Source organism: Pseudonocardia cypriaca (genome assembly GCF_006717045.1).
Classification (GTDB): Bacteria; Actinomycetota; Actinomycetes; order Mycobacteriales; family Pseudonocardiaceae; genus Pseudonocardia; species Pseudonocardia cypriaca.
On record NZ_VFPH01000001.1, the window covers coordinates 140,688 to 160,463 of the forward strand.

The window sequence follows — 19,776 nt, forward strand, 5'->3', positions numbered from 1 at the left end:
GGTGATCGGCTGCACCGGTCAAGGGGTCGGTTCAGTGAAAGTGGGTGCCCCCGGCCGGGACCTCGCCCTCGGCGTCGACGACCTCGGTCCGGACCGCGGTGGTGCTGATCACGGTGCCCGCCGGCAGCCCGCACCGGGAGTCGACGCGCAGCGTGTCGCGCTCGCCGGCGAACTGGCCGTCGGCCGGGTCGAGGAGCAGCTCGGTGCGCGTGCGCCCGGCGTCGTGGACGAGCGCGACGCACGCGTGCCCGTCGACGTTCTGCGCCTCCTCGGCGAAGCTGACGCCCGGTAGCGCCGACAGCGCCCGGAAGAACGCCGCCCGCAGCTCGGCGGGCACGAGCGTGGTGCGCAGCGCGGTGACGGCGGCCGCGAACGGCCCGAACCAGCTGCCCGGGTTGTCCTCGCGGAGCCGGGCGAGCAACGCGGCCGGGTCCTGGGGCAGGCGCTGCAGGAACTCCGGGGTGGGGGACTGCCAGCTCCCGCGCCGCGGCGTCCGCGGCCGCGGGCAGAACACGGTGTCGAGCTCGATCCCGAAATCGTCCTCGGAGTCGCGCGAGGTGTCGAAGTCGCCGTAGCGGGCGCGGAAGCGTCCGACGGGCGCCACGTCGTGCAGGTCGAACCCGTCCTCGCGCGCCTCGTCCGCCGAGCCGGTGAGCCAGGTCTGCGCTCCCGTCAGCTCCCGCTCGAGCACCCACTCCCGTTCCGGGTGCGCCGGGATCCACTGCCGCAGCCGGTGTTCCGTGAGGTGCTGGTGGAGGCCGAACGTCCCGAGCCACCACGCATGGGTCTCCACGAAGCGGTACTGGTGCAGCGCCATCGGGCGGTCGGACACGGCGATGGCGTGGTCGTGCAACGCTGGCTCCTGCCGATCGGTGGGATCCGTTGCATGGAGTGTGGTCTGGTGACACTCCGTCATCCGCACGAGGGTCCCTTTGCGACCGCCAGGGGCGTCGATCAGGTGATCCACTCCTTCACCTGGCCGAGGAGCTTCGGTGCGTCGGCCGTGACCGGATTGACGTGCAGGTGCGTCACGCCCGCCGCGCGCAGCACGTCGATCCGCTCCTTCACGTGAGCAGGTGGGCCGATCAGCGTGACCTTGTCGACGAAGTCGGCCGGCAGCGCCGCGGCGGCCTCGTCCTTGCGCCCGTCGAGGTAGAGGTCCTGCACCAGCCGCGCCTCGTCGGCGTAGCCCTGGCGTGCGAAGACGGTGTTGTAGAAGTTGCGCCCGCGTGCGCCCATGCCGCCGATGTACAGGGCGTACACGGCGCGGGCCAGCTGGCGGGCGGGCTCGAACATCTCCTCCTCGAGCGCGAGGATCCCGCCACCGGTGATCTGCAGCGGACCGAGCTCCGGCGCCCGCTTCGCGAGGCCTGCGTCGAGCGCGGGACCGAAGACCTCACGGATCTTCTCCGGCATCAGCAGGTGCGGGAGCCAGCCGTTCGCGAGCTCGGCCGTCATCTCGACGTTCTTGTCACCGAGCGCTGCCACCCAGATCGGGATGTCCGCCCGCTGCGGGTGGTTGATCAGCTTCAGCGGCTTGCCCAGCCCGGTGCCCCGGTCCTCCGGCAGCGGGATCGGGTAGAGCCCGTCGTTGGTGAGCCGCTCCCGGCGCCATACCCGACGGCAGATTTCGATGATCTCGCGCGTGCGCGCGACGGGCTTGTCGTACGGCACGCCGTGGAACCCCTCGATGACCTGCGGTCCGGACGCGCCGAGCCCGAGTATCGCCCGTCCGCCGGACAGCGCGTCGAGGCCCGCGGCCGTCATCGCGGTGAGCGTGGGGGTACGGGTGTAGATCGGCAGGATCCCGGAGCCGATCTGAACACGCTCGGTGCGCGCGGCGAGGTACCCCATCAACGACACCGCGTCGAAGCTGTAGGCCTCGGCGACCCACACGACGTCGAGGCCGGCCTGCTCCATCGCGACCACCGCCTCGGCGTTGCGGACCGGGTCGTCGCCGTACTGGAGCTGGGTCGACAGCAGCATGGGTGGAGATGTTACTGACGAGTCAAGTTAAGGTTCCTTGCGAAAGAAACCTTGCCAAAGGTACCTTGACATGCGTGACCGAGCAGCTACCCGAACGGATCACCGACCCCAAGGCTCTTCGCGCGCTGTCGCACCCCACGCGGTGGAAGCTGATCGAGCTGCTCGGGCTCGAACGCACGGCCACCGCCACCCGGTGTGCCGAGTTCACGGGGGAGAGCGTCGCCAGCTGCTCCTACCACCTGAACATGCTGGCCAAGTACGGGTTCGTGGAGCAGGCCGACGGCGGCACCGGGCGCGAGCGGCCCTGGAAGCTGGTCAAGTACGACCAGAGCTGGGAGTCCGCGGAACTGGAGCCCGAAGGTGCCATGGCTGCCGAGACCCTGACCGAGGTCTTCCTCGACTACGAGGTCGGCCGGATCAAGGAGTTCGGCCGGCGGCGGGACCGCGAGCCGGAGGAATGGCGGCGCCACGCGCGCACCCGGGCCACGATCACGTGGCTCACCGCCGACGAGTTCGCCGAGCTGTCCCGGGACCTCGCGGCCGTGTGGGCCCGGTACGACGGCCGCCTCGAGGATCCTTCGCTCCGGCCGGAGGGCTCGCGCGCCGTGCGGCTCTTCCTCGCCCAGTACCTGCCGCAGCCCGTCATCGCCGAGGAGTGAGCCGTGGATCCCATCGCTCACACGAGCCAGCTCGTGCGGCTGCGCCGCCGGGAGCTGGAGGCCGCCGCCGCGGCCCACCGGCTGGCCCGCCAGTGCCGACGCGCCCCGGGAGGGCGACCGTCACGGCTGCTGCGCCTCTACGCCCGCCTGTGGTGGGCCTCCCGCCCGAGGGCGTCCGCCTGGACCCCGGGCCTGTTCGGCCCGCACTCGGCCTGACCCGGTCAGCGCAGGTGCTTCTCCAGGAAGTCCAGCGTGCGGGGCCACGCCGTCCTGGCCGCCCGCTCGTCGAAGAACGTCGGGGCGTCCCAGTTGGAGAAGGCGTGGCCCGCCTCGTAGCGGTGCAGGACCACGTCGCTCCGGCCGGAGAAGGCCTGCTCGACCTCGTCGATCTGCTCCGCGGGGATGTACGGGTCCTGCGCGCCGTAGTGGAACAGCACGGGGCACTCGAGGCGCGGGGCGAGGTCGAGCATGCCGTTGATGGCGGAGCCGTAGTAGGAGACGACGGCGTCCGGCCCGCGCCCGTCCACCCGCGCGGTGCCGGCGAACAGGTACGCGAGCGTGCCGCCGAGGCAGAACCCGACCGCCCCGATCCGGCCGTTGCACTCCGGCATCGCGAGGGCGTGCGCCATGACGGCGGTGAGGTCGCCGGGCACGAGGTCGAAGTCCAGCTGCTGGACGTGGGCCATGCCGTCGGCCAGCCCGGACTCGTCCTTGCGCTCGAAGCGCGGCTCGACCCGCCAGAACACGTCCGGCGCGAGCGCCAGGTACCCGGCTTCGGCGAGCTGCTCGGTGAGCCCCCGGATGTTGTCGTTGATCCCGAAGACCTCCTGGAGCACCAGCACCGCCGGTGCCGGGGTGGTCTCGGGGACGGCGCAGAACGCGTCGAAGTCGCCGTCCGGCGTCGTGATCTTCTCGTAGTGGGAGCGGGGCACGAGGGCAGCCTAGGGTGCTGGTGTGAGGTTCCGCGTCGTTCCGGCCGCCTACGTCCTCCTGTTCCGCGGCACCGGTTCCGACGCCGAGGTGCTGCTCCAGCTCCGGCAGGGCACCGGCTACCGGGACGGGCACTGGGCGGCGGCCGCCGCCGGGCACGTCGAGGCCGACGAGTCCGTGTTCGCGGCCGCGTGCCGCGAGGCGGCGGAGGAGGTCGGCGTGAAGATCGACCCGGCCGATCTGGAACCGCTCACCGCGATGCACCGCACCCACGGCAACCGCGACCCCGTCGACGAACGTGTCGACTTCTTCTTCGGCTGCCACCGCTGGGCAGGCGAGCCGCAGCTGATGGAGGCGGCGAAGGCGGCCGACCTGGGGTGGTTCCCGCTGTCCGCGCTGCCCGACCCGGTGGTGCCCCACGAGCGGTACGTGCTCGACGGCCTGCGGGAGAACGTCCTGCCGACGATCACGGCCTACGGCTTCTGACGGCGGCGCCCCCGTTGACCGCCGCGGTGACCCACTGGATACGGTGACGATCCCGACCCGCGTGCAATTCCCGTGCCGGCGGGTAGTCACGACCACTCGGAGTTCCTCATGAGCTCTCCATTGCAGGTCCCTCGGATGCGCGCAGCGGCACGGCGGATGAAGGCGGGTGGCGAACGCTTCCTCGGTGGCGTGCTGCCCGGCGCGTCCGCCCGCAGGTTGCAGATCAAGGCCTTCGCCGACGAGTGGGTCGCCTCCAACCTGGAGGCCCGGCGGGCCACCGGGCCGCTGTGGATCGTGCTCGGCGACTCGGCCAGCCAGGGGCTCGGGGCCACCCGGCGGGGCACCGCCTACGTCAGCGTCGTCCACCAGCGGCTGCGCCACCGCGACGCGTGGCGCGTGATCAACCTGTCGCGCGCGGGCGCGGGCGTCGCCGACGTGCTCACCCGCCAGCTCCCCGAGCTCATCGAGCTGACGAAGGAGGAGTCCGCGGCGCTGGTGAGCTGCATCGTCGGTGCCGAGGACATCGTCCGCCGGGTCCCCGGCGTCGACCACTCGCTGCGGGCACTGCTCGCCGCGCTGCCGTCGGGCACCGTCGTCGGCACGTTCGCGCGCGGGGCGCGGAGCGGGCCCGCCGCCGCATTCGACGCGATCACGCGGGAAGAGGCCGCCCGGCACCGGCTGCGGGTGGCCGAGCTGCCGCCGAGGTTCGGGCCCGGCAGCCGCGGGCGGGAGTCGAACCTGCTCGGCGACGTCGAGCACGCCGGCTGGGCCGAAGCCGTTCTCGCCGCGATCGACGGCCCGCCTGCCGAGATCGCACCCTCCACCGATCCCGAGCTGCCCGTGGTCTCGGCCGACGACGCCGACAGCAAGTCGCCCGCCGTCGAAGGACCCGGCGACGAGCTCGCCGACGCGGCGCCGCGCAACGGCCGGAAGCCGTCGGCCGACGCCGAGCCGGTCGACGACTAGCGGCGATCCAGCGATCTGGTGCATGACGACCGGAACGGCCGCGTCACCGTCCGCGAGCTGAGCAAGCGGTTCGGTGCCGTGCAGGCCGTCGACGGGCTGACGTTCGACGTGGAGCCCGGTGCCGTCACCGGCTTCCTCGGGCCGAACGGCTCCGGGAAGACCACGACGCTGCGCATGATCCTCGGGTTGGTCACGCCCACGGCGGGCGAGGCTCGGATCAACGGCCTGCGGTTCGCGGAGCTGCCGCAGCCGGGCCGGGTCGTGGGTGCCGTGCTCGAGGCGCAGGGCTTCCACCCCGCGCGCACCGCCCGCGCCCACCTGCTCGTCTGCGCGGCGGCGATCGGGGTGCCCGCCCGGGCGGTGGAGCACGCGCTCGGCACCGTCGGGCTCGGGGACGCGGGCGAGCGGCCGGTCGGCGAGTACTCCCTCGGCATGCGACAGCGGCTCGCGCTGGCCGTCGCGCTGCTCGGCGATCCGCAGGTCCTGGTGCTCGACGAGCCGGGCAACGGGCTCGATCCCGAGGGGATCGCGTGGCTGCGCGCGTTCCTGCGGGCGTTCGCCGCGCAGGGGCGCAGCGTGCTGATCTCCAGCCACCTGCTCGCCGAGGTGGAGCAGACCGCCGACCACCTCGTGGTGATCAGCCGCGGCCGATGCGCCTACCAGGGGTCGCTCGCGGAGCTGCGGGGGTCGCGCAGCGCTCGCGTGCTGGTGCGCTGCGCCGATCCCGTACGACTGGCCGACGCGCTGGCCGCCACCGGTGTGCTGGAGATCGACACGCTCTCCGACGGCTGGCTGGGCGTGGCGGGCACCGACCCCGTCCACGTCGGGGACGTGGCGCTCGGCGCAGGCGTGGCGATCTACGGCATGGTGCACGAGCGGGTGGAGCTGGAGCAGCTGTTCTTCCAGCTCACGTCGGAGCCGTGGCGGGTGGGGTGAGGGTGGCGATCGGGGCGCCGATCCGTGCGGAGTTCCGCAAGGTCGCGTCGACGAAGCTGTGGTGGGGTCTGCTGATCCCCTCCGCGCTGCTGTCGATCATGATCAACGTCTTCGGCGGGGTGTTCACGGCGGCCTTCACCGAGTCGGAGCGGCTCCCGCTCCTCCTCGGCTCCGTGGCGTACTCGCTCGGGCTGACCACCGTGTTCGCCGCCGTGCACGGCGTCGTCGCGGCCGCAGGCGAGTACCGCCACCGCACCGTCACCACCACCTACCTCACGACCCGCGGCCGGGGCCCGGTGCTGCTGTCGAAGATGCTCGTCAGCGCCGGGGTCGGAGGCTGCTACGCCGCGGTGACCGTGGTGGCGGGGGTGATCGCAGGCGCCGCCGCCGACGGAGGTGTCGCGTTCCCCGGCGCGGGTCCACTGGCGGCCACCGCGCTGATCGGCATCGCGGTGTCGGCGCTGTGGGGTGCACTCGGCGCCGCGTTCGGCACGGCGGTGAGCAACCAGGTCGGCGCGCTCGTGTCCCTGCTGCTGTACCTCATGGTCGGCGAGCTGCTGATCGGGGCGCTGCTGCAGGCGGCCGACCCGCAGGCCGTCCGCTCCCTGTCGTCGTACCTGCCCGGGAACGCCGGCGAGGTGGCGGTCTACGGCATCCCGGCGAACGAGATCGCGGGCCCGGCAACCGGTCCCCAGGTCGTCGAGCTCCTCGCGGGCGTCACCGACCCACCGGCCTGGAGCGTGGCCCTGCTGGTGCTCGCAGCGTGGACGGCCGCGGCAGGCGTCGTGGGCTGGCTGGTGGCTGGGCGGCGCGACATCACTTGAAACAGCATCGAGACCATCAGGTCGTCTCCCACCAGGCCTTCGGCGGCGCCGCGCGTGGTGCGGGGCCGCTCCTCAGCGGCCTCTGAAGGGCCCGCTTCGCGGGCAGCCGGTGGGCCTGCCCCTTCGGCGCGCGGCGCCACCGAAGGCGGTGTCACGACCATGATCGAAGCTTCGGTACGCGAAAAACGGGCAAAACGGGCGTGGGTGTCGGTCGCACACCGACTTCGGTGCTCACACACTGTCTGCAGTCGGTGTGTGAGGGCAGAAGTCGGTGTGCGAGAGCAAGGACATGCCCGAGCGGCCCCGCACACTGCGCGGCGCCGCCAGGAGGCCCTGAGGAGGCAAGACCTGGAGACAGGAGGCCTCAAGCCAGGAGAACCGGCGTGGTGCGGCTCTAGATCGGGTTCAGGATCCGGTCGAGGAACTGCCGGGTGCGGGGCTCACGCGGGTCGGTCAGCACCTGCGCGGGCGGGCCGGACTCGAGCACCACGCCGCCGTCGAGGAACAGCACCTGGTCGGCCACCTGCTGGGCGAACCGGATCTCGTGGGTGACCACGACCATCGTCCAGCCGCCCGCCGCCAGATCCTTGATCACGCGGAGCACGTCGCCGACCAGCTCGGGATCCAGCGCGGAGGTCGGCTCGTCGAACAGCATCAGCTTGGGTTTCAGGGCGAGCGCCCTGGCGATGCCGACCCGTTGCTGCTGCCCGCCGGACAGCTGGAAGGGGTACTGGTCGGCCTTCTCGGCCAGCCCCACCTGGTCCAGCAGTTCCCGGGCATCCGCGATTGCCTCGTCCCGCGGCCGCTTCTGCACGACCACCGGGCCCTCGATCACGTTCTGCAGGACCGTCATGTGCGGGAACAGGTTGTGGCTCTGGAACACCATGCCGCTCTGCAACCGGAACCGCGTCAGGGTGGCGCGGTCGACCTCGGCGGCGAAGTCCACCGAGAGGTCGCCGATCGTGATGACCCCGGCGTCGGCCTGGTCGAGGGCGTTCAACGTGCGCAGCACGGTGGTCTTGCCCGACCCGGACGGCCCGATCACCGCGGTCACCGTGCCGGCCGGCACGTCGAAGGAGATGCCGCGCAGCACCCGCAGGTCGCCGAACGACTTCTCCACGCCACGGACTGTCAGCAAGCCGGTCATCTGGCCACGTACCTCTCCAGCCTCGTCTCGAGCCGGATCTGCCCGAAGGACAGGACGAAGCAGATCACCCAGTAGTAGACCGCCGCCACCCCGTACAGGGCGAAGAAGTCGAACGTCGGCGCCGCGGCCAGCTGGGCGACCCGAAGCAGCTCGGTCACCAGGATGGTCGAGGCCAGCGACGTGTCCTTGACCAGGGAGATCAACGTGTTGGACAGCGGCGGCACCGCGGTGCGGGCCGCCTGCGGCAGGATGATCCGTTGCAACGTCTTCGAGTAGCCCATCCCGATCGTCTGGGCCGCCTCCCACTGCCCCTTCGGGATGCTCAGAATGGCTGCCCGGACCACCTCGGCCGCGTAGCCGCCGACGTTGAGGCTGAAGGCGATCACCGCGGCCGGGAACGGGTCGATCACGATGTTCAGCTGCGGCAGCGCGTAGAACACGATGAACAGCTGGACCAGCAGCGGCGTGCCGCGGATGACCGAGATGTAGCCGCGCGCCAGCATCGAGAGCGGCCGGATCTTGGAGATCCGGGCCAGCGCGACGAACAGTGCCAGCACCAGGCCGACCACGAAGCTGATGGCCGTCAGGGGCAGGGTCTGCGTGACGGTGGCCACCAGCATCGGCCACAGGTTGCGCCAGATCAGGTCCCAGGTACCTGGGTCCACTAGGCGCCGCTGACGTCGGTGCCGAAGTACTTGTCCGAGATCTGCTTCAGCGTGCCGTCAGCGCGCAGCTCGCCGAGCGCCCGGTTCACGTCGGCGATCAGGCCGCTGTCCTTGCGTGCAGCGAACGCCTGCTCACTCGTGTCGCCGGTCGTCCCGGCGATCTTCACGGCGGCGTCGCCCTGCACCTTCTGGTACTCGGCCACCGCGAGCGAGTCGTTGACCGTGGCGTCCACCCGGCCGTCCTTCAGCAGCTGGACGGCCTGCACGAAGCCCTCGACCGCCTCCACGTTGGCGCCCGCGTCGCGCGCGACGGTGGCCCAGTTGCTGGTGGCGGACTGCGCGGTGGTCCTGCCCCGCAGGTCGGCCAGGCTGGTGATGTCGGTGTTGTCGGCGCGGGTGACGATCACGCCCTCGGAGACCGTGTAGGGCTCCGACAGGTCGTACTTGGCCTTGCGCTCGTCGTTGATCGTCACCTGGTTGGCGACCAGGTCGAAGCGCTCGGCCTCCAGCCCGGCGAAGATCGCGTCCCACGGCGTCTGCACGAACTCGACCTGCTTGCCGAGCTTCGCTCCGACGGCCTGCACGACCTCGACGTCGTACCCGGTGAGCTCGCCGTCAGGGCCCTGGAAGCTGAACGGGCTGTACGTGCCCTCGGTGCCGACGCGAAGGGTGTCGGCGTCGGATCCGCCGCCGCAGCCGGCGACGCTGAGGGCGGCCAGTAGCGCGGTGGCCACTGCGATGATCTTGGAGTGCACCGGGGGTCTCCTGTCGGTTTCCGGACGCGTCGACCGGGCGGCCAGCATCGTACGAGGTGCTCGGTGCAGCGCGAACGATCGACCGCGGTGTTCCGGGTCCCGCCGAACGGTCACCGATTCGTGATCGTCGGCGGGAGCCCGGCCCGTGCGGGTGTGACGCCGGGATCCTGGGAAGGCCGACCGTCGGAGTCGCGGCTTACCGTGGAGACGTGCCCGATGCTCGCTCCCCCGGTTGGATCCGCCGTCTCGTCCGCGCCTGCCTCCGGCACCGGGCCGTCGCGGTGGGCGCGCTCGGGGCGTCGGTGTTCGGGGTCAGCCTGGAGGCGGTGGGGCCGCTGCTCACCCGCGTCGCCGTCGACGACGCCGTCGCGGGGTCGACGGCCGTGCTCGTCCCGGTCGTCGCGGCGGTGGTCGCGCTCGCGCTGGTGCGCTTCGGCGCGGCGTTCGTGCGGCGCTACCTCGCGGGCCGGCTCGCCCTCGACGTGCAGCACGACCTCCGGCGGCAGGTGTTCGCCGCGATGCAGCGCCTCGACGGCGAGCGCCAGGACACGCTGCGCACCGGGCAGGTCGTGTCGCGGTCGATCACGGATCTCCAGCTGGTCCAGACGCTGCTGTCGATGGCCCCGCTCGCGCTCGGCGCGGTGGTGCTCGTCGTCGCGTCGGTGGCGGCCATGTTGTGGCTCTCCCCGCTGCTCACGGTCGTGGCGCTGGTAGTGGTGCCCACCGTGTGCTGGATCGCGCTGCGCACCAGGGCGAAGCTGTTCCCGGCCACCTGGTCGGCGCAGCAACGGGCCGCCGACATCGCCCAGCACGTGGAGGAGACCGTCACCGGCGTGCGGGTGGTCAAGGGCTTCGGGCAGGAGGCCCGTGAGACGGCCTCGCTCGAGCGCCGGGCCTCCCGGCTCTTCGCCGAGCGGATGCGCGCCGCGCGGCTCACGGCCCGGCTCTACCCCACGCTGCTCGCCCTGCCCACGCTCGGGCAGGTCGGCGTCATCGCGCTGGGCGGCTGGCTCGCGCTGCAGGGTTCGATCAGCCTCGGCACCTTCCTCGCGTTCTCCACCTACGTCGCCCAGCTGGTCGGGCCTGCGCGCCTGCTCGGCTCCGTGGTGGTGAGCGCCCAGCTCGCCCGCGCGGGTGTGGAGCGCGTGCACGACCTGATCGACTCCCAGCCCGACGTCGTCGACCCGGCCTCCCCGGCCACCCTCCCCGGGGGTCCGCTGTCGGTGGATCTGCACGACGTCACGTTCGGCTACTCGCGCCGCGACCCGGTGCTCGACGGGGTCACGCTGCACGTGGAGCCGGGCGAGACGCTGGCCGTGGTCGGCACGGCGGGTTCGGGCAAGTCCACCATCGCGCTGCTCCTGCCGCGCTTCTACGACCCCCAGCGGGGCGAGCTGCGCCTCGGCGGGGTGCCGCTCCCGCAGCTGCGGCTCGCCGACCTGCGGCGCGAGCTCGGCGTGGTGTTCGAGGAGGCGTTCCTGTTCTCCGACACCATCCGCGCCAACATCGCGTACGGCTGCCCGGACGCGAGTGACGATGAGGTGCGGGCGGCGGCGCGCGCGGCACAGGTCGACGCGTTCGTCGAGACCCTTCCCGACGGCTACGACACGCTCGTCGGCGAACGCGGGCTCACGCTGTCGGGCGGGCAGCGCCAGCGGATCGCGCTGGCGAGGGCCGTGCTCACCGACCCGCGCGTGCTCGTGCTGGACGACGCCACCTCGGCCGTCGACACCTCCACCGAGGCCGCCATCCACGACACGCTGCGCGCACTCACGGCCGGCCGCACCACCCTGCTCGTCGCGCACCGCCGCTCCAGCCTCGCCCTCGCCGACCGGATCGCCGTGCTCGACGCAGGGCGCGTCGTCGACGTGGGCACCGAGGCGGAGCTGATGGAGCGCTGCGCGCTGTTCCGGGAGCTGCTCGACGCGCCCGCACGCGGCACTCGCCGGGCCGGAACGTCGGACTCGGCGGAGGGCACGGCACAGCTGTGGCCCGAGCCGGGCAGCGAGGGCACGGAGGCGGCGCCGTCCACGTCGACCAGCGCGGGGACGGCCCGGTCGAGCGGCACGGGCTCCCACGGCGGCGGTGGGATGGGCACCGCCGCGGGCGACATGGCGCCCACCCCGGAGCTGCTCGCGGCGGTCGAGGCGCTGCCACCGGCCACCGAGGTGCCCCGCGTGCCGGGCGAGGACCCCACCGCCCCCGATCCCGCGTTCCGGCTCACCCGCCTGCTGCGACCGGTGCGCACGCCGCTCCTGCTCGGGGTCACCCTGGTCGCGCTCGACGCCCTCGGCAGCCTCGCGCTGCCCGCCGTCACGCGCCTGGCGATCGACGGCGGCATCACGGCGGGGGCGTCAAGCGTCCTCGTCACGGCCTCGATGCTGGGGCTCGGGCTCGTCGTCGTGGGCTGGCTCGTGGTCGCTGCGCAGACCGTCATCACGGCGCGCGCCGGGGAGACCCTGCTCTACCTGCTGCGCGTTCGCAGCTACGCCCACCTGCAGCGGCTGGGCCTCGACTACTTCGAGCGCGAGCTCTCCGGCCGGATCATGACCCGGATGACCACCGACGTCGACGCGCTGTCGACGTTCCTGCAGACCGGGCTCGCGCAGGCCGTGGTCAGCGTGCTCACGATCGGCGGTGTCGCGGGCGCACTGCTGGTCACCGACCCGCAGCTCGCGCTCGTCGCGCTCGCGGTGGTGCCGGTCCTCGCCGTCGCCACGGTGGTGTTCCGCCGGGTGTCGTCGGCGGCGTACGCCGAGGCCCGCGAGCGGGTGAGCCTCGTCAACGCCGACTTCCAGGAGAACGTCACCGGGGTGCGCGTGGCGCAGGCCTACGTCCGCGAGGAGCGCAGCGCCATCACGTTCGCCGAGCGCAGCGCCGCCTACCGGCGCTCCCGGCTGCGGGCGCAGCGCTACATCGCCACCTACTTCCCGTTCGTCGCCCTGCTCTCGGACATCGCGACGGCCGCCGTGCTCGGGGTCGGCGCGGCGCGCGTGGCCGGGGGCGACCTCACGCCGGGGGTGCTCACCGCGTTCCTGCTCTACCTGGGGCTGTTCTTCGCGCCCGTCCAGCAGCTGTCGCAGGTCTTCGACGGCTACCAGCAGGCCCGCATCGGGCTGTCGCGCATCGGCGAGCTGCTGCGCACGCCCACGTCGGTGCCGCCGGAGCCGGCGGGCGACCCCGTCCCGGTGCCCGAGCGGTTCCGGGGCGAGGTCGAGCTGCGCGACGTCGGCTTCAGCTACGCCGGCGCGGGGGCGCCCGCGCTCGACGGCGTCTCGCTGCGGGTCGCGCCCGGCGAGACGGTCGCGCTCGTCGGGGCCACCGGTGCGGGCAAGTCCACGGTGGTCAAGCTCCTCGCCCGGTTCTACGACACCGGCACCGGCGCGGTGCTCGTCGACGGCGTGGACGTGCGGCGGTATCCCCTCGCCGCGTTCCGGCAGCGGCTGGGCATCGTGCCGCAGGAACCGCACCTGTTCACCGGCGACGTCGCCGCCAACATCGCCTACGCCCGTCCCGACGCGAGCCCGGCGCAGATCGAGGCGGCCGCGCGGGCCGTCGGCGCGCTCGACCTCGTGCGCGCGCTGCCCGGCGGGTTCCGGCACCCGGTCGGGGAGCGGGGGCAGGGGCTGTCGGCGGGGCAGCGGCAGCTCATCGCTCTGGCCCGCGCCGAGCTCGCCGACCCCGACCTGCTGCTCCTCGACGAGGCCACGGCCGCCCTCGACCCGGCCACCGAGGCCGCGGTGCACGCCGCGGGCGACCGCGTCACCTCCCGCCGCACGGCGTTCGTCGTGGCCCACCGGCTCGGCACTGCTGCGCGGGCCGACCGGATCGTGGTGCTCGACGGCGGCCGGATCGTCGAGGTGGGTTCGCACGCCGAGCTGCTCGGGGCGGGCGGCCACTACGCGCGGCTGTGGGAGGCGGGCGAGATGGAGCCCGCTGCGTAAGCAGAGCCGAATCCTGCCCGATTCCGGGCAGGAAATTTGTGGTTCGGCGTCCTGGTCGGGCACCATCTCTTCCCGTGCCCGCCGGACCGTACGACGATCTCATCGCGCACCTGGTCCGCAGCACCCCCCTCGACTCGGGGGAGGCGGCACGTGTGGTGGCCGAGGTCCTCGTCTACTTCTCCGAACAGTTGCCGGACTACGTCCGGCGCAGGCACGCGGAGCTGAAACGCCGCGGGCTCACGAACGAGCAGATATTCGCGGCGCTGAGCGCGGAGCTGGCGACGCGGCGGGTGGCCCCGCCGCCGCTGTCGGCGCGGCAGCTGCGGCGCATCGTCTACGGGTGAACGTGAAGGGACTTCCATGTGCGGCATCGTCGGATACGTCGGACCCCAGGACGCCGCCCCGATCCTCCTCGAGGGGCTGGGGCGCCTGGAGTACCGCGGGTACGACAGCGCCGGTCTCGCGCTGCGCGGCCGGAGCGGGCTCAAGATCCGCAAGGTGAGCGGGCGGGTCGCCGAGCTGGCCGCCGAGCTGCCGCCGCGGTTCAAGGGCGCGCCGGGCATCGGGCACACGCGCTGGGCCACGCACGGTGAGCCGAGCGAGGCCAACGCCCACCCGCAGACCGACACGGCCGGGCGCATCGCGGTCGTCCACAACGGCATCATCGAGAACGCCGACGAGCTGCGCGCGAAGCTCACGGCCGACGGGGTCGAGTTCACCTCGCAGACCGACACCGAGACGGTGGCGCACCTCGTGGCGGCCGCCTTCGCCGCAGGCGCCGAGGACCTGGAGCAGGCCGTCCGCCAGGCGCTGCGGCAGGTGGTCGGGGCCTACGGCCTCGCGATCCTGGACGCCGAGCACCCGGACCGGATCGTCGTCGCCCGCAACGGCAGCCCGGTGCTGCTCGGCGTCGGGGAGAAGGAGATGTTCGTGGCGTCGGACGTCGCGGCGCTGATCGGCTACACGCGCCAGGTCGTCTACCTCGACGACGGCGAGCTGGCCACGATCACCGCGAACGGCTACCGCACGTACACCCTCGACGACCGCGCAGTGGCCAAGAGCCCGTCCACGATCGACTGGGACGTGGTCGGCGCCGAGATCGGCGACCACGCGCACTTCCTGGTGAAGGAGATCCAGGAGCAGCCGCGCACGATCGAGCGGGCACTGAAGGGCCGCATCGACGAGCGCTTCGCCACCGCGCACCTCGGCGGGCTCAACATGTCCGTCCGCGAGGCGCGGGAGTTCCGCCGGGTGAAGATCCTCGGCTGCGGGTCGGCCTGCTACGCGGGCGAGCTCGGTGCGCAGCTGATCGAGGACCTCGCGCGCGTCCCGGCGAGCGCCGAGCCTGCGTCGGAGTTCCGCTACCGCAACCCGGTGGTCGAGCCGGACACGCTCTACGTCGCGGTCAGCCAGTCCGGCGAGACGATCGACACCCTCGCCGCGGTGCAGGAGCTGCAGCGCAAGGGCGGCCGCGTGATCGGGATCGTGAACGTCGTCGGCTCGACGATCGCGCGCCAGGTCGACGGCGGCATCTACCTCCACGCCGGCCCCGAGATGTCGGTGGCCGCCACGAAGTCGTTCACGTCGACGGTCACGGCGTTCGCGCTGCTCGCGCTGCACCTCGGCCGGATCCGCGACCTCGCGCCGGAGCAGGGGCGTCGCATCATCGCGGGCCTGAACGCGCTGCCAGCGCAGATCGCGCAGATCCTCGAGCAGTCCGACGGCATCGCGGAGGTCGCCAAGGAGGTCGCGAAGAGTCACAGCGTGATGTTCGTCGGCCGCCGCCGCGGCTGGCCCGTCGCGCGGGAGGGCGCGCAGAAGCTGAAGGAGATCTCCTACGTCCACGCGGAGGCGTACCCGTCGGCCGAGCTCAAGCACGGCCCGCTGGCGCTGATCAGCCCGGAGATGCCGACCGTCGCGGTCGTCCCCGACGACGACCTGCTCGACAAGAACACCTCGACGCTCTCGGAGATCAAGGCGCGCAAGGGCCCGGTGATCGCGGTGGCGCACCGGGAGCTGCCGACCGACCTCGCCGACCGCACCATCGTGGTGCCGAAGGGCGAGCCGGAGCTGGACCCGATCCTGCTGTCGATCCCCCTGCAGGTCCTCGCCTACCACGCCGCGGTCGCGCTGGACCGGGACGTGGACAAGCCCCGCAACCTGGCCAAGAGCGTCACGGTGGAGTAGCCGGGAAGAAGATCGCGGTCACCAGGTGCGAGCTGCGCTCCGGCGTGGGCTGGTTGTCCACCACCTCCCGTAGCAGGGAGCGCAGCCCGTCGATCAGCTTCGCGCGCTCGTCGGGGCCGAGCCACAGGACGCCCTGCCGGTAGCCGACCTGGTCGGCCACGGGGTCGGCGCCGGGGCGGTCGAGGTAGGCGTTGAACTCGGCGAGCACGGCGGCCATGCCCGCGGCGAAGGCGCGGCGGTGGTCGTCGAGGGACATGGCAGCGGCCACGTCGGCGCCGATCGCCGCCCGCTCCCCGCGCAGCCGGTAGTGCCGTTCGACGGCGCCGTGGACGCGCTGCTCGTCGGCGACCTCCAGAACGCCCGCATCGGCCAGCACGCCCACGTGGCGGTACACGCTGGTCTTGGGGACGTCCGGTAGCTGGGTGCACAGGTCCGACGTCGTGCGCGTCTGCCCGCCGGACATCGCGAACACGATCCTCAGCCGCACCGGATGAACGAGCAGGTCGAGCAGGTCCACGGCCTGACGATCCCACATCTGGTACCGTTCCCAAAATTGGAAACGGAGATCTCGATGGATGAACTGAGCGACGACGGGGTGATCCCGCTCTCCACGCTGGAGCCGGAAGCGCCCCTGGACGACCTGGGATGGCTCGACGAGCTGATCGGCGACGCGAAGGTGGTCGCGATCGGCGAGAGCGAGCACTACACCCGCGAGTACCTCCAGCTCCGGCACCGGCTGACGCGCTACCTCGTCGAGCGGCACGGGTTCGGTGCCGTCGCGATGGAGTCGGGGTTCGCAGAGGGGTGGCTGGTCGACGGCTGGGTCCGCGGCGGCGACGGCGAGCTCGGGCACGTCATGGCGAACGGGCTGACGTCGCTGAGCGGGCTGTGGACGGAGATACGCGACCTGCTGGCGTGGATGCGGGACCGAGGGGTCGGCTTCTACGGGATCGACCTGGGCGGGTCGAACGTGTCCCTGCTCCCGGGACTCGACGCCGTGACCGCCTACCTCGCGGAGGCCGACCCGGAGCTCAGGCCCGATCCCGCTGTCCGGGAGACGGCGCTCGCCTTCTCGGCCGGGTCGCCGTTCGGGATCCCCGCGGCGATGGCCGGTTACCCCGCCCTCCCCGGCGAGCGCAGGGACGCGCTGACGGCGGGGCTCGCCGATCTCCGGGCGCGGCTGATCGCCCGGCGCCTCGAGTACCTGCGGCGATCCGGCGCCGAGGCGTACGCGCGTGCGCTCCGCACGATGGACCTCACGGTCACGATCGACGCGCAGTTCCGCGCCATGGCCCGCGGTGGGCAGTTCGCGATGCACCGCGAGACGGCGATCGCCGACACCGTCGAGTGGATCGTCGACCGGGAGGAGGGCCGGGTCGTCCTGCCGGCGCACAACGGCCACGTCCAGCGCTGCCCCTGCACGATGCCGGGGGTGGCGGAGGCGTCGATGGGCATGCACCTCGCCGACCGCCTCGGCTCGGACTACGTGGTCATCGGCACGACCGCGGGGACCGGCCCGACGCTCGCCGACGCGCCGGAGTTCTTCGCCGGCACGCTGTTCGCCGAGATGGGGCCGCCCGATCCCGACAGCCTCGACGCGCTGATGGCCGCGAGCCACGACGGCCCGTTCGCGGTCGATCTGCGCCGGCTCCCGCCCACGGACACCGCGCGGGTCCGGGCGGCCGGCCGCCAGCGCTTCGGCCGCCTCTACTCCGAGCAGAACCCCCTGGCCGCCTACGACGCCGTGATCCACGTCCCCCGCCTGACAGCGGCAGAGCCGGACGCGGCGGCCGTCGCGGCGTCACCCGCGGACGTCCGGAAGGCGTTCGCCGGCTAGTTGCGCGCTCGGCACCGTCGTCGCAGAGGGAAGGGACTCTGCGCAGCCCCCAGCCGCCGCGCGGATCAGAAGAGCAGGTGGCGCCGCCGGGCCGAGATCGGCCCGCGCCGGGGGTCCGACGACGGCAGCAGCGCCAGCAGGCGGTCGTGGACCTCGAGGTCGTCGCGGCCGAGGGGGTGGGCGGCGAACTCGGCGAGCAGGTCCACGTCGCCGCTCTCAAGGACGATGCCGCGCAGCCCGAACTCCAGCTCGGCGCGCAGCTCCCGGATCGCGGGGGCGTCCGACCGGGGGAGCAGCGGGCCCGCGCAGGCGCGCAGTGCGTCGGCCGGGCGGCGGTCGCGGATCGCGCGGCGCGCGGCCTGGAAGTCGGTGTCGACGATGGCCGCCAGCCGGTAGGGGCGGGTGCGCAGCACGTCGGCGCCGATGAGCCCGCGCAGGCGCAGCACCTCGCCGCGCACCGTGGTGGGGTTGCCCTCCTCGCCGTAGAGCAGGAGCGCGAGCTGCTCGGCGGTGAGACCGTCGGGGTGCAGGGCGAGCGCGGTGAGCAGCTCGGCGGGGCGCAGGGTCAGCGGGACGGACCGGCCGTCGAGGACGGCCGTCGGCGCGCCCTCGCCCGTGAAGCGCAGCGACAGCGCCGAGCGCCGCGGAGCGGGGGCGCTGCGCTGGGGCGCGCGCAGCAGGTAGCCCTCGGCGAGCTGCTCCACCACCATCTCGCGGCCGTCGTCCAGGACCACCCGTTCGACGCCCGGGTGCACCGGTACGCGCTCCGGCCACCCGCCGTACGGCTCGCCCGCGACGATCCGGCCGGTCGGCGTGAGCAGCGCGCCTGCCTGCCCCCGGAGGGTCGCGAGGTGGGGCATGTTGCGCACGCGCAGCCGCTCGTCCTCGATGGCGAGGCGTACGCGCAGCTGGTGCTCGGCGAGCTGGGCGGTGGCCGACACCAGCTGCTTCATCGCCGGGTGCACCGTGTGCAGCGGCCCGCTGATGTCGATGGCACCGAGGATCGTGCCGGTGTCCGGGTCGTGCACGGGCGCTGCTGCGCAGGTCCAGGCGTGGTAGGTGCGCACGAGGTGCTCTGCCGAGTGGATCGTGACCGGCGCGTCCACGGCGAGCGTGGTGCCCATCGCGTTGGTGCCGATGGCGTCCTCGCTCCATCGGGTGCCCGGTATCAGGCCGACCTCGTCGGCCTTGTTGAGCACCGAGGCGGCGCCCTCGCGCCAGAGGATGGTGCCGTCGGCGTCGGTGACGAGCATGACGTGCATGGCCTCGTCGGCGATGCTCACCAGCGTGCTGCGCAGCAGCGGCATCACGGCGTTCAGCGGGTGGGCGGTGCGCAGGTGGGGGATCTCGGACTCCCCGACGACCACCGGGGGCGTGCGCCTGTCAGGGTCGATGTGGGCGGCCAGACTGCGTTGCCACGACTCGGAGACGAGCGTGCGTGGCGCGACGGGTGCCCGGTCACCGGCGAGCACGGCCTCGAACACCTGGTGCATCAGGTGCGCGTGGGCCGATGGGTCGAACACGCTATCGATGGTCATCAGCACTCCGAGCGTCATCGCCCCAGGACCTGGCCATCATCACCCAGGGCGGCACGGGCAGCAAGCGCGCCAGACGTTGCGCGTGCAACGTGCAGGCAACGTCTCGCTGCCTAGCCTCATCCCGCCCGACCACCACCAGGGAGGGAGCCCGATGACTGCTGACGCCCTGCTCGACCACCACGCCGTCCTCGACACGGCACGCACGGCCCCCACCACCACCGCCCGGCGCACCGCCCGCATCCTCGTCGTGGACGACGAGGCAATCGTCCGCTTCGGGCTGCGCCAGCTGTTCGCCCCCGACCCGCACGTGACCGTGATCGGAGAGGCCGCCACGCCGCGCGACGCCCTCGTGATCGCCGACCGGTGCCCACCCGATCTCGTCATCCTCGACGTCGCGCTCGGCCGCGGCGACGCCGCAGGCGTCGAGCTCGCCCGGATGCTGCTCGAACGGCACCGCGGGGTGCGGGTGCTCGTCCTCACCGGCTGCCGCGACCGGGACCTCATGCTGCGGACCGTGCGCCTCGGCGTCCACGGCTACGTCCGCAAGGGCGCCGACACCGCAGACATCGTCCGCGCCGTGCACACGCTGCTGCGCGGCGAGAGCGTGTTCGACACCGGAGGCCCCGCGGGCTCCATGGTCGCCGACGTGCTGCGCGACGAGGACCGCCCACCCGTGCGCGGGCTCGGCGGCGCGATGCTGACCGAGCGCGAGAACCAGGTGCTGCGGCTGCTGGCGGTCGGCATGTCCAACCGGGAGATCGGCAGGCGGCTCGTGATCAGCGAGGCCACCGTCAAGTTCCACGTGCGGAACCTGCGCGACAAGCTCGACGTCCGGCGGCGCACCGAGATCGTCTACACCGCGACGCGCCAGGGAATCGTCTGAGTCGATCTCGGGGTAGACCCTGATACGAATTGC

19 protein-coding genes are annotated in these 19,776 nt (G+C 72.8%); 11 read left to right on the forward strand and 8 right to left on the reverse strand.

Annotation, left to right across the window (positions count from 1 at the left end):
* Positions 1–31 precede the first annotated feature (31 nt).
* Together FB388_RS00725 and FB388_RS00730 are read right to left on the reverse strand one after the other, a co-directional pair.
* Positions 32–853 (reverse strand): hypothetical protein, encoded by an 822-nt coding sequence (locus FB388_RS00725; RefSeq protein WP_142095587.1) that lies wholly within the window; start codon positions 851–853, stop codon positions 32–34.
* Positions 854–954: 101 nt separating this feature from the next.
* Positions 955–1,986: an LLM class F420-dependent oxidoreductase gene (locus FB388_RS00730; RefSeq protein ID WP_142095589.1), complete on the reverse strand. Its 1,032-nt coding sequence runs from the start codon at positions 1,984–1,986 to the stop codon at positions 955–957.
* Positions 1,987–2,060: 74 nt separating this feature from the next.
* Between FB388_RS00730 and FB388_RS00735 the strand changes: the two genes are divergently transcribed.
* Positions 2,061–2,645: a winged helix-turn-helix domain-containing protein gene (locus FB388_RS00735; RefSeq protein WP_170225417.1), complete on the forward strand. Its 585-nt coding sequence runs from the start codon at positions 2,061–2,063 to the stop codon at positions 2,643–2,645.
* 3 nt (positions 2,646–2,648) lie between these two features.
* Positions 2,649–2,861 carry a hypothetical protein gene (locus tag FB388_RS00740; RefSeq protein WP_142095593.1) on the forward strand — a complete coding sequence of 71 codons (213 nt, stop codon included), beginning with the start codon at positions 2,649–2,651 and terminating at the stop codon, positions 2,859–2,861.
* Positions 2,862–2,866: 5 nt separating this feature from the next.
* On the opposite strand, the gene FB388_RS00745 is transcribed toward FB388_RS00740, so the two are convergent.
* Positions 2,867–3,577 (reverse strand): dienelactone hydrolase family protein, encoded by a 711-nt coding sequence (locus FB388_RS00745; RefSeq protein ID WP_142095595.1) that lies wholly within the window; start codon positions 3,575–3,577, stop codon positions 2,867–2,869.
* Between the two features lie 22 nt (positions 3,578–3,599).
* Here FB388_RS00745 and FB388_RS00750 point away from each other — a divergent pair, with 22 nt between their 5' ends.
* From FB388_RS00750 to FB388_RS00765, 4 genes are all read left to right on the forward strand, one after another.
* Positions 3,600–4,061: an NUDIX domain-containing protein gene (locus FB388_RS00750; protein WP_142095597.1), complete on the forward strand. Its 462-nt coding sequence runs from the start codon at positions 3,600–3,602 to the stop codon at positions 4,059–4,061.
* Between the two features lie 135 nt (positions 4,062–4,196).
* The gene (locus FB388_RS00755; protein WP_170225418.1) at positions 4,197–5,027 is read left to right on the forward strand and encodes an SGNH/GDSL hydrolase family protein; all 831 of its coding nucleotides are present in this window, start codon (positions 4,197–4,199) and stop codon (positions 5,025–5,027) included.
* An 18-nt stretch (positions 5,028–5,045) separates the two neighbouring features.
* The gene (locus tag FB388_RS00760; RefSeq protein WP_142095601.1) at positions 5,046–5,963 is read left to right on the forward strand and encodes an ABC transporter ATP-binding protein; all 918 of its coding nucleotides are present in this window, start codon (positions 5,046–5,048) and stop codon (positions 5,961–5,963) included.
* Positions 5,948–6,787: an ABC transporter permease subunit gene (locus FB388_RS00765; RefSeq protein ID WP_211361702.1), complete on the forward strand. Its 840-nt coding sequence runs from the start codon at positions 5,948–5,950 to the stop codon at positions 6,785–6,787. The genes FB388_RS00760 and FB388_RS00765 overlap by 16 nt, the downstream gene beginning before the upstream one ends.
* A gap of 394 nt (positions 6,788–7,181) precedes the next feature.
* Here FB388_RS00765 and FB388_RS00770 read toward each other — a convergent pair whose 3' ends face one another.
* Genes FB388_RS00770 through FB388_RS00780 form a run of 3 tightly spaced genes read right to left on the reverse strand, consistent with a single transcriptional unit; the run spans position 7,182 to position 9,354 of the window.
* Entirely contained in the window at positions 7,182–7,934 is a 753-nt protein-coding gene (locus FB388_RS00770) for an amino acid ABC transporter ATP-binding protein (RefSeq protein ID WP_142095605.1), read from the reverse strand.
* The gene (locus FB388_RS00775) at positions 7,931–8,599 is read right to left on the reverse strand and encodes an amino acid ABC transporter permease (protein ID WP_246121438.1); all 669 of its coding nucleotides are present in this window, start codon (positions 8,597–8,599) and stop codon (positions 7,931–7,933) included. The genes FB388_RS00770 and FB388_RS00775 overlap by 4 nt, the downstream gene beginning before the upstream one ends.
* The gene (locus FB388_RS00780; RefSeq protein WP_246121440.1) at positions 8,599–9,354 is read right to left on the reverse strand and encodes an amino acid ABC transporter substrate-binding protein; all 756 of its coding nucleotides are present in this window, start codon (positions 9,352–9,354) and stop codon (positions 8,599–8,601) included. The genes FB388_RS00775 and FB388_RS00780 overlap by 1 nt, the downstream gene beginning before the upstream one ends.
* 209 nt (positions 9,355–9,563) lie before the next feature.
* On the opposite strand from FB388_RS00780, the gene FB388_RS00785 reads away from it, so the two are divergent.
* From FB388_RS00785 to glmS, 3 genes are all read left to right on the forward strand, one after another.
* Entirely contained in the window at positions 9,564–13,298 is a 3,735-nt protein-coding gene (locus FB388_RS00785) for an ABC transporter ATP-binding protein (protein ID WP_246121442.1), read from the forward strand.
* Between the two features lie 74 nt (positions 13,299–13,372).
* Positions 13,373–13,642, forward strand: coding sequence for a hypothetical protein (locus tag FB388_RS00790; RefSeq protein WP_142095609.1), 270 nt, complete (start codon positions 13,373–13,375; stop codon positions 13,640–13,642).
* Between the two features lie 16 nt (positions 13,643–13,658).
* Positions 13,659–15,485 carry a glutamine--fructose-6-phosphate transaminase (isomerizing) gene (gene glmS / locus FB388_RS00795; RefSeq protein WP_142095611.1) on the forward strand — a complete coding sequence of 609 codons (1,827 nt, stop codon included), beginning with the start codon at positions 13,659–13,661 and terminating at the stop codon, positions 15,483–15,485.
* On the opposite strand, the gene FB388_RS00800 is transcribed toward glmS, so the two are convergent.
* Positions 15,472–16,002 carry a helix-turn-helix domain-containing protein gene (locus FB388_RS00800; protein ID WP_142095613.1) on the reverse strand — a complete coding sequence of 177 codons (531 nt, stop codon included), beginning with the start codon at positions 16,000–16,002 and terminating at the stop codon, positions 15,472–15,474. The genes glmS and FB388_RS00800 overlap by 14 nt on opposite strands.
* Positions 16,003–16,056: 54 nt before the next feature.
* Between FB388_RS00800 and FB388_RS00805 the strand changes: the two genes are divergently transcribed.
* Complete coding sequence (locus tag FB388_RS00805) at positions 16,057–17,322, forward strand: erythromycin esterase family protein (protein WP_142095615.1); 1,266 nt, start codon at positions 16,057–16,059, stop codon at positions 17,320–17,322.
* 65 nt (positions 17,323–17,387) lie between these two features.
* Here the strand turns inward: FB388_RS00805 and FB388_RS00810 are convergent, their stop codons facing one another.
* Entirely contained in the window at positions 17,388–18,860 is a 1,473-nt protein-coding gene (locus tag FB388_RS00810; protein ID WP_246121444.1) for a helix-turn-helix domain-containing protein, read from the reverse strand.
* A 151-nt stretch (positions 18,861–19,011) separates the two neighbouring features.
* Between FB388_RS00810 and FB388_RS00815 the strand changes: the two genes are divergently transcribed.
* Entirely contained in the window at positions 19,012–19,743 is a 732-nt protein-coding gene (locus tag FB388_RS00815; protein WP_142095619.1) for a LuxR C-terminal-related transcriptional regulator, read from the forward strand.
* Positions 19,744–19,776: the final 33 nt, after the last annotated feature.

What these genes read in the sequence shown, in the direction of transcription:
- FB388_RS00730 (WP_142095589.1), bottom strand. Translation starts at nt 1,986, where the DNA reads ATGCTGCTGTCGACCCAGCTCCAGTACGGCGACGACCCGGTCCGCAAC.
- FB388_RS00755 (WP_170225418.1), top strand. Translation starts at nt 4,197, where the DNA reads ATGCGCGCAGCGGCACGGCGGATGAAGGCGGGTGGCGAACGCTTCCTC.
- FB388_RS00770 (WP_142095605.1), bottom strand. Translation starts at nt 7,934, where the DNA reads ATGACCGGCTTGCTGACAGTCCGTGGCGTGGAGAAGTCGTTCGGCGAC.
- glmS (WP_142095611.1), top strand. Translation starts at nt 13,659, where the DNA reads ATGTGCGGCATCGTCGGATACGTCGGACCCCAGGACGCCGCCCCGATC.
- FB388_RS00805 (WP_142095615.1), top strand. Translation starts at nt 16,057, where the DNA reads ATGGATGAACTGAGCGACGACGGGGTGATCCCGCTCTCCACGCTGGAG.
- FB388_RS00810 (WP_246121444.1), bottom strand. Translation starts at nt 18,860, where the DNA reads ATGACCATCGATAGCGTGTTCGACCCATCGGCCCACGCGCACCTGATG.
- FB388_RS00815 (WP_142095619.1), top strand. Translation starts at nt 19,012, where the DNA reads ATGACTGCTGACGCCCTGCTCGACCACCACGCCGTCCTCGACACGGCA.